This is a genomic window from Peloplasma aerotolerans, from assembly GCF_030012175.1.
GTDB lineage: Bacteria > Bacillota_I > Bacilli_A > Acholeplasmatales > Acholeplasmataceae > Peloplasma > Peloplasma aerotolerans.
In genome coordinates, this window is sequence record NZ_JASCXW010000046.1 from 1 (window position 1) to 8,140 (window position 8,140).

The 8,140-nt window shown below is 30.2% G+C and carries 10 protein-coding genes; 7 read left to right on the forward strand and 3 right to left on the reverse strand.

All coding sequences use genetic code 11. The annotated features are described in order from the left end of the window. Positions 1-411 precede the first annotated feature (411 nt). The 5 genes from QJ521_RS08955 to QJ521_RS08975 all read left to right on the forward strand — a co-directional run bounded on the left by QJ521_RS08955 (position 412) and on the right by QJ521_RS08975 (position 3,703). Positions 412-741 carry a type II toxin-antitoxin system RelB/DinJ family antitoxin gene (locus QJ521_RS08955; RefSeq protein WP_282840140.1) on the forward strand — a complete coding sequence of 110 codons (330 nt, stop codon included), beginning with the start codon at positions 412-414 and terminating at the stop codon, positions 739-741. Beyond that, on the forward strand, positions 734-1,444 hold the full coding sequence (locus QJ521_RS08960; RefSeq protein WP_282840141.1) for a Fic/DOC family protein: 711 nt from the start codon (positions 734-736) through the stop codon (positions 1,442-1,444). Before QJ521_RS08955 ends, QJ521_RS08960 begins: the two co-directional genes overlap by 8 nt. Before the next feature lie 165 nt (positions 1,445-1,609). After that, positions 1,610-1,861: a hypothetical protein gene (locus QJ521_RS08965; RefSeq protein WP_282840143.1), complete on the forward strand. Its 252-nt coding sequence runs from the start codon at positions 1,610-1,612 to the stop codon at positions 1,859-1,861. A 308-nt stretch (positions 1,862-2,169) separates the two neighbouring features. Next, positions 2,170-2,799 carry a DUF6088 family protein gene (locus QJ521_RS08970; RefSeq protein WP_282840144.1) on the forward strand — a complete coding sequence of 210 codons (630 nt, stop codon included), beginning with the start codon at positions 2,170-2,172 and terminating at the stop codon, positions 2,797-2,799. Next, positions 2,783-3,703, forward strand: coding sequence for a nucleotidyl transferase AbiEii/AbiGii toxin family protein (locus tag QJ521_RS08975; protein WP_282840145.1), 921 nt, complete (start codon positions 2,783-2,785; stop codon positions 3,701-3,703). Before QJ521_RS08970 ends, QJ521_RS08975 begins: the two co-directional genes overlap by 17 nt. A 49-nt stretch (positions 3,704-3,752) precedes the next feature. On the opposite strand, the gene QJ521_RS08980 is transcribed toward QJ521_RS08975, so the two are convergent. Next, on the reverse strand, positions 3,753-4,433 hold the full coding sequence (locus tag QJ521_RS08980; RefSeq protein ID WP_282840146.1) for a hypothetical protein: 681 nt from the start codon (positions 4,431-4,433) through the stop codon (positions 3,753-3,755). Positions 4,434-5,106: 673 nt separating this feature from the next. On the opposite strand from QJ521_RS08980, the gene QJ521_RS08985 reads away from it, so the two are divergent. Both QJ521_RS08985 and QJ521_RS08990 read left to right on the forward strand, forming a co-directional pair. Next, positions 5,107-5,763, forward strand: a complete 657-nt coding sequence (locus QJ521_RS08985) for a hypothetical protein (protein ID WP_282840147.1) — start codon at positions 5,107-5,109, stop codon at positions 5,761-5,763. Further along, positions 5,744-6,694, forward strand: a complete 951-nt coding sequence (locus tag QJ521_RS08990) for a nucleotidyl transferase AbiEii/AbiGii toxin family protein (protein ID WP_282840148.1) — start codon at positions 5,744-5,746, stop codon at positions 6,692-6,694. Before QJ521_RS08985 ends, QJ521_RS08990 begins: the two co-directional genes overlap by 20 nt. A gap of 67 nt (positions 6,695-6,761) precedes the next feature. Here the strand turns inward: QJ521_RS08990 and QJ521_RS08995 are convergent, their stop codons facing one another. Together QJ521_RS08995 and QJ521_RS09000 are read right to left on the reverse strand one after the other, a co-directional pair. Next, positions 6,762-7,442, reverse strand: coding sequence for a hypothetical protein (locus QJ521_RS08995; RefSeq protein WP_282840149.1), 681 nt, complete (start codon positions 7,440-7,442; stop codon positions 6,762-6,764). A gap of 489 nt (positions 7,443-7,931) precedes the next feature. Beyond that, a partial coding sequence (locus QJ521_RS09000) for a hypothetical protein (RefSeq protein ID WP_282840150.1) occupies positions 7,932-8,140 on the reverse strand: 209 nt, incomplete at its 5' end.

Sequence of the window (8,140 nt, forward strand, 5' to 3'; positions counted from 1 at the left end):
AATGCATGCGATAGGAGTTTAACATGATAAAAACACATCCTTTAGAGAACTTGATTAATCAATATCTAGTTGAAAAAGATTTTCCGAAAGGCACCACCAGCTATACTGAAGGACTGTCTATCCTTTGTATGTCCTTATGAAGTGTGTGTCTTCCTATATACATAATAATGCTCAAAAAGATTGAGAACTTTTCAAAATATAGAAATTTGATTATGCAGAACATGAAAATCCAATTCAATACTTTATCTATCCCAAGAAAAACATACTTAATGGCTTAAGTGTATTAATATAAGGGAAATAAAAAAAACAGTCTATCGTTATTTTCAAGTGAATAATAAAACATATATTTAATCATAACAATCTATTGTAAATGTAACACATTTGTGTTACAATATATATGAGGTGGTTACGATGAAAAAAGATGCTTATATTAATGTTCGTGTTGATGAGAAAACAAAAAGTGATGTGGATGAAATTCTAATTGATTTGGGAATCAATATGTCAACTGCAATTGATATCTACTTGAATCAAATCCTTTTAAATCAAGGTTTGCCTTTTGAAGTAAAAAAACCTAAAAAAGAAATCACAGACAAAGCAAAAGAGTTAGCAGAAGCAATCAACTTAACAGGTGGTAAAGCATACCCTAAAAAGTTTAAAAAAATTATCTCGCTTTATTCAAAGGGTGATATTGACTATGAAGTTGCTCTATATGCTATAAAAAGGGAGTTTATCAATGTCTGATCCATATTTGTACGAGAACAGTCATGTTTTAAGAAATATATTGGATATAAGAAATGAAGAAAATTTAGAAGCTTATGAAAATACAGTTGTTAACCTTGCGTTACTAAAAATGTTTAAAGAAAACTATAATGTTTCTCATGCAGATGCAATATTTGATATACATAAACACATTTTTAGTGATGTATACGATTGGGCAGGGAAGTCTCGAACCATTAATATCGAAAAGTCTGAACTTATATTAAATGGACTTAGTGTCAAATATGAGGATAAATCTAAAGTAATGACAGCAATTCATGAGATACATCTTCTTTATTTTGACAAGCCTTGGAAAACCATGAGTAAAAATTCATTCATTTACGAGATGACAAGATATATAGCTTCATTATGGAAAATACATCCTTTTAGGGAAGGAAACACGAGAACGTTATCAACCTATTTGTATTTCTTTCTTGAAAATCATAATTATACATTGGATGAAAAACTCCTAAATGTTCATGCTGCATATATTAGAAACGCTCTTGTCATGGCGAGTTTGGATGAGTACAGCGAATATCAATACCTTGAAGACATATTAAGTGATGCTATTATTCATAAGACTAATCGGAGACCTGCAAAAAATAGAACAGTTCACAAATATGAAAAGATTAAAGATATTGAAATGAAAAACTATAAATATAACTATCATCAACATAAAAAGGAATAACTCATCAAATGTAATAGTAGGAACTCACAAAGAGTAACCTGCTATTTTTATAACGTCATATAAAAGTAGCCAATCAAAATTTATTGATGAATTCCAAAATTAAAGTAAAAAGCCCGCTATCACAGTATTATATGATAGAGAGCTTTCTATGATTGGAGATAAACTATGAATATTCATCCTTTAGAATCGTTGATTAAGCAATATCTTGAAGAAAAAGATATAACTATAGGGACAGGAGAAGTCTATCAGACCATACTAAATCAATACCTAAACTATCTGAAAGACCATCATATTTCATATGCAAAGACCAGTGATGTGATGAATTATCTAACATGGAAAAGAAGTCACATCCAGCTATACGGTAGGACTGTCTGTCTTATGTATGTTGGTATGAAACGAATGTCACCCTTGACATGAAAACTTATTAAAATCGATGAAGACGAGATTATTTCTTGTCTTTTTTATCGCATTTTTAAGAAATGTCTGATTTGATACTTTATCTACCCCAAAAATAACCTACTTGTTGGCTTTAATAAGATGTTATCAGGTTTCTAAAAAATCCATGTTTTATGATGTTCATAAGATCAACTACCCTAATTACTACCTTAGTTGACTACCCTATTTCTCATGTTGTTAAATTAAAAGTATCTTGATCCTTTACATCACAAAATTATTATGATAGAATTAATATATAATTTATATTGCATTATGAATGGAGGATGAAAATGAATATCAATCAGATATCCAGTATTTATGCTGAACGCATGCCAATACTTAAAGAAGATCTCAAAAACATATTAAACATAGAAAATGAACATTCACTTAACCAAGCTTTATCTTACTTGGTTTCTTTTGGTATCATTAAACGATATGAAAATGGTATTTATTATATTTCTAGTGCAAACAATAAATTCTCCCATCTTGCACCATCGATTCATGACATTGTTGAAGCAAAATATCTAGAAAATTGTCAAGGTATTAGAACAGGTGCTTACTTATTGTATAAATATAAATTCACTTCGCAAGTGTCGACTTTCTATGAAGTACTTACAAATAACGTCTCTATACATACGAGATCAAAGCAATTATATGACGGCCAAGTATTCATCTCTTATCCGCCATTTGAGGTAAATGAAGCAAATAAACATTACCTTGAATTTCTTGAAATTGTCAAACATATTAAGTACAGTGATTTTGAGATGAGTAAGAATCTATCCATGTTGAACGACTTAATCAAAAGCCTCAATTTAAATAAAGAAAAACTGATTCAATATAGCTATTATTATAATGGTAGAAGGTACAGCAATTATAGAAAGTTCGTGAAGGAGATTTTGAATCATGAAATTGCATCTTGATGACAAATTATTTAAGAACTATATAGCTTTAGCTAGCCAAGAAGAAAAAATTGATGAAGCAATTATATCAAAAGACTATTTTGTTGTATTGGCACTTAAAGAACTCTATAAAAACCAGAAAGATTTGATCTTTATCGGTGGAACATCTTTATCAAAATGTTATCAAATAATTGAAAGGTTTTCTGAAGACATTGATATCGTTGCCACAGCTAAAAGTAGAAAAGCTAAACAGAAGGCGACACATGAAGCAATTGAAAATCTGGTGAATACGTGGTCTTGGAAAACAGAATCATCTAATCCAATCCATTCTGATTTTAAGGAAGTTTATCTCTATTATGACACAGAGCATCAGAGTGAACTAGATCAAAGAGTTAAACTTGAGCTCATTACATTCACAGATCCATTTCCAGTGATTGAAAAAGAAATTACTCCCATCATTTACAAATATTTAGAAGAAGATGAAAAAATAAAATTTGAGATTGACAAAATTAAAGTCTTAACCCAAGAACCTTTTAGAACTTTTGTTGAAAAGACAACACTTGAAAAAGAATTATATAAAGAATTCGTAGAAAAAATAGCTTCAGACGAATCTCAGGAAAAAAGAGCAAGAGATTTTTATGACATTCACAAGATTTGGCAATTCTATCATAAAAATATGCCTATCACTCAAGGTGATTTTATAGGCATGCTAGACTCAAGAATTAAGCACCGTCGTGAAAGAACAATTATTTCAATTGACACATATAACAATTACTCACTATTAGACATGTTTTTAAAGCGTAATATTCGAATGCAGTTAGAAGAAGCAGATAAGAAAAAACTTTCGATTAGGGATTTGGATTGTGATGACATTGAAACTTCCCTTAAAGAAATAGATGATTTCTTTGTTAAACTTTTAAGATAATGTTAATTATTAGAAAACGCGAAACTAGTAAAATCTAGTTTTCGCGTTTTTACTTCCAAAGAGGAATTTTGTATAAAGATCTATTTGATAATAGTGTTGATAATTTATGCTCCACACCAAAGTAATCTAAGACTTGAGACAAAAATGCAATGTCTTTCTTTTGATACTCTATTAATTTATGAAGTAATAAAAAGATATCTTGATTAAATTGTTTGCAAAAAGATTGAGCTATCGTCAAAAATTGATCCTTATTGATGTGAATGATTTTATCATAGTTACATAAAACATCCATGAATTGAATGTGCAAGGTTGTCAATCCATCAAAATGAACTTCAAGTCGGTGAAATGTAGCGATACCATATGTTTTTTTATGTTCTGTTAGATTGCTCGTGTAATAACGATATGTTTTTGGTTTTTGATGGGTGAGTTTGAGTTGATGATATAAAACTTCACCGATTTCACACCCATATTCATTTGATGAAATAACAAGGGATTTAGTTGCAAGCGGTGAAAGAGGAATCATACCATTTTTACCTACTTTTGGTAAATAGAAAACTCCTTTAGAAAAGCTTTTTAAGAAGTTAAATTCTATGAAGCGACTGATTATTTTAAAATAGTTAACTTCTGAAACGATATCCTGATAATACCTTTCATATAAGGTTCGTGAATCGTAGAGAGTGTTTAGGATTAATAAAGATAGTGATGTTTTTAATATTTCATGTGTGTTCATTGATTTGATTCCTTTCGTTCACTTTATTCTATCAGATATGTTGCTTTATGAAAATCCTCTGTAGATGGTATTCTTGTAAATATTTTATGAATAATTATATATTACTCAAAAACGTAAATATGTTGTACTCTTGACAAAAGCTTTGCCTTTTTGAAACAAAGAAATCCTTACTGTTGAACATAGTATATGAGATTTTAAGGATATATTTCCTGTGTCATCCTTATGAAATGGGTGTATTTTCTTATCCATCTCTTACATGAACTTGTGCTCATTATAAAGACGCAAAATGACATAATTGACTTGACTTTTTCCCCAAGATGTGCCAAAACACGGCGCCCCTTTGGTTAGAACTGTCTGTTGTTATGAAACCAGTGTATTCCATTATGAAATGGCTCTATTAAGATGTTAAAATCACTTTTCATGTCTTGAGTACTTTCTTGTAATTTAACTGAAATATCACTAAAATATTACATTTTTATGATAGGGACCCCTGACCCTTGAGTATGAACTATCTTCACTTAGAACTGTCTGTTATGTACCCTCCCTTTAGTGCATATTATGAAACTAATGACATATTCTCATATGTGACAAATATTCTTTATCTATAAGAAATAATGTCACAAAAGAAAATGTTTGTGTTATAATGATGTTGTAGAAAAGGAGGCGTCATGAAGTGAAGAAAATAATAGATCAATTATATGAATATATTGAGAAGACATATGAGTTTAATGAACCGTTCCTTTTAAAGGAATTATATGATGTTTTTCCTGATATTAAACAAGGTACAATTAGAGAATCTATGAGAAGATTATTTGAACAAGGCAAACTGATTAAATCAAAAAATGGTGTTTATGGATTACCAAACCCATATAGAATTTTAAAGATGGCTGTCATGAATTCTGAAGACGCTGTAAACAAGAAGTATATTAAGTCCGATGATGGCACTGTCGTTGGATATAGAAGTGGCTTTTATATTGCAAATGCTTTAGGACTCACAACACAAACATCTAGTGATTTAGTCATATACGCTAATGAGGTATCAAAGAAAAAAAGAACAATCCGGATAAAAAACATTAGAGTGATCATTAATCAAGCAAGAGTTAAAGTCACAAACGACAACTACAAGCTGCTTCAAATCTTAGATTTATTCGTTGATTTTAACAAATTTAGTGAATATTCACTCAGTGAATCAAAAGAAATCATTAGTAATTATCTCAATGGATTGAACTTATCAAATGAAGAGATTGAACATATTGTAGAGGCATATCCAAAGGATGCACAAATACAGTTTTACAAATTGGGAGGGACTCATGCATTTACACACAAATAAAAAGGATTTTAGAGAACTAATCATCGCTACTGCATCCAATACACCAGGACTACAAAATCATCAAGTAGAAAAAGATTATTATGTATCACTGTTTCTAAAAGGACTAACTAAGCTTGAAAACAATGTAGACATTGTATTTAAAGGCGGGACGTCTCTATCAAAGTGCTATGATGTGATTGACCGGTTTTCTGAAGATATTGATTTAACGATCAAGTTCCCGAATGTTAAAGCAGGTCGAGGGTTAAGAAAAAGATTAAAGGAAAACATTCTTGCTACAATTGATAAACTCGGCATGAAGTTTATCAATCCTGATGAAGTTCAAGCGGATAGAGACTTTAACAGTTATGAAATTGAGTTTGAAAGACTATTCGAGTCTACTCCTGAGATGATTCCACATATTAAAATCGAAACCATCGCGGTTTATAAACCATATCCTTGTATAAAGAAAAAAGTGAGCAACTATATAACAAAACACTTAATTGAGCTAGAAGAAGGACCGGATTTAATTAAAAAATATGATTTAGAGACCTTTGAAATGAGTATTCAATCCATTGATAGAACATTTATAGATAAACTGTTTGCGATATGCGATTATCATTTAGAAAAGACATATGAAAGATACTCGAGACATATTTATGATATTCATATGATTTGGAACAGTGGACTTTTAGATAAAAAAGTGGTTGCAAAAATCACTGATGATGTCATATCAGATAGACAACGATTATCTATGCGTAATTTATCATCAAAACCAGGATCAAGACCAAAAGATATATTACAAGAAATCATTGATCATAAAGTATTTGAATCAGATTATCATGATATCACTTTAGGATTCATATATAAAAAAGTGAGTTATGAGACGTGTATAAACACTTTAAGGGCAGTATTAGAAACCAAACTCATTCCTGAAGAAGTAAAAGCATATTGAATCATAGAAAAATTCGGCGATCAAAACGGTCACCGAATTTTTTTTGATTAATCTCCATGTTTCTTTTTTATTTCCAATCTGGAATCTTATACATGCTTCTTGTAGATAAATATTTGCTAAGATTGTTTTCAATATCAAAATCATCTAATATTACTTTAAGATATGCAATAACATGTTTTGGATATTGGAGATACTTATTGATGTTTTCGAATGTTGTGGTTTCGTAAAATTTTACAGTCTGATTTAAAAATCTATGAAATTCTGCTAGATCAATGTCAGTGATCCTATGAAAACCGCAAAGAACGTCCATTAATTCAATGATTGAACTTGTAGTAGGATCGAAATAAAATGGTAGAGATGTAAACCTTGCATTCCCTACTTTCTTTGATTGTTCTGCTATTTGATTTGAATAGTAATGAAACTCGCTTGGAGCAACTTTTGTTAATTTTAATTGAAAGTACAATCCTTCGCCAATAAGAACTCCCTCGTTCTTATTAGAGGAGATATAAGATTTGATATCACGCTGTCTAATAGAAACCTGTTTTCCGTTTTTATATTTAGGCAGATAAAAGATACCTTTTTGAATCATTATAATCAAGCCTTCTTTTTGCATACGATTAATTATTTTGGAAAAAGATGATTCCAAGCAATTTTCAATAAAGTATGCTTCGTAAATTTCTCTTGAACTAAATAATTGATTCTTAGGGAGTTGCAAGATTATCTCTTTCACTTCATTCGTAACGCTCATTGTTGATCACTTCCTTTGCTATAACATTATAAATGATTATGGAGATTAATAAAACCATCTTAAGATGGCAAAACGTAAAACAGTATATCAACTTGACACCATCTATAGCGGTGGTTTTATAATCTGTACTTGGTCAGATTTGTTTTGAGAACTATGCATCACTATGTTATCGCTATGAAACCAGTGTATTTTGTTATGAAAGTCGTAGTCTTTAAAGGTCTTCATAAAGAGAAAAAAAGTCATTTTCTACTTGATTTTTCTGTTCAACTGTGGACGGCACACTGCCCCATCTTTTACAACTGTCTATCCTGATGAAAGGCATGTATGTGGCTATGAAATGGCTTTGTTAAGATGTCAAAGATTCACTCTATTTCTTAATGGTTTACAATGATTTATAATGGTTTTTTCAAGAATTTTTACTAAGTTTTCAATATTAATGATTAGGGCCCTTGACCCTTTAGTAAGGACTGTCATTGTGAGAACTGTATGTTATATACCCTTTCTATATTCATTATTATGAAAAGGACCGATTATGAAAAAATTATTTTTTTCAGGCGTTGGGTTTATAATTTGATGACTTTTTAACTTAATAGTAATCAATACATTTGTGGCAAATATTCTCATATCATTAGAAAAAATGTCACAAAAAGCATACGTTTGTAATTGAACTGGTCTCAGGTCAATTAACTCATTTGTAG

Coding starts and splice junctions, on each gene's coding strand:
- QJ521_RS08960 (WP_282840141.1), top strand. CDS start 734: ATGTCTGATCCATATTTGTACGAGAACAGTCATGTTTTAAGAAATATA.
- QJ521_RS08965 (WP_282840143.1), top strand. CDS start 1,610: ATGAATATTCATCCTTTAGAATCGTTGATTAAGCAATATCTTGAAGAA.
- QJ521_RS08970 (WP_282840144.1), top strand. CDS start 2,170: ATGAATATCAATCAGATATCCAGTATTTATGCTGAACGCATGCCAATA.
- QJ521_RS08955 (WP_282840140.1), top strand. CDS start 412: ATGAAAAAAGATGCTTATATTAATGTTCGTGTTGATGAGAAAACAAAA.
- QJ521_RS08980 (WP_282840146.1), bottom strand. CDS start 4,433: ATGAACACACATGAAATATTAAAAACATCACTATCTTTATTAATCCTA.
- QJ521_RS08995 (WP_282840149.1), bottom strand. CDS start 7,442: ATGAGCGTTACGAATGAAGTGAAAGAGATAATCTTGCAACTCCCTAAG.
- QJ521_RS08990 (WP_282840148.1), top strand. CDS start 5,744: ATGCATTTACACACAAATAAAAAGGATTTTAGAGAACTAATCATCGCT.
- QJ521_RS08975 (WP_282840145.1), top strand. CDS start 2,783: ATGAAATTGCATCTTGATGACAAATTATTTAAGAACTATATAGCTTTA.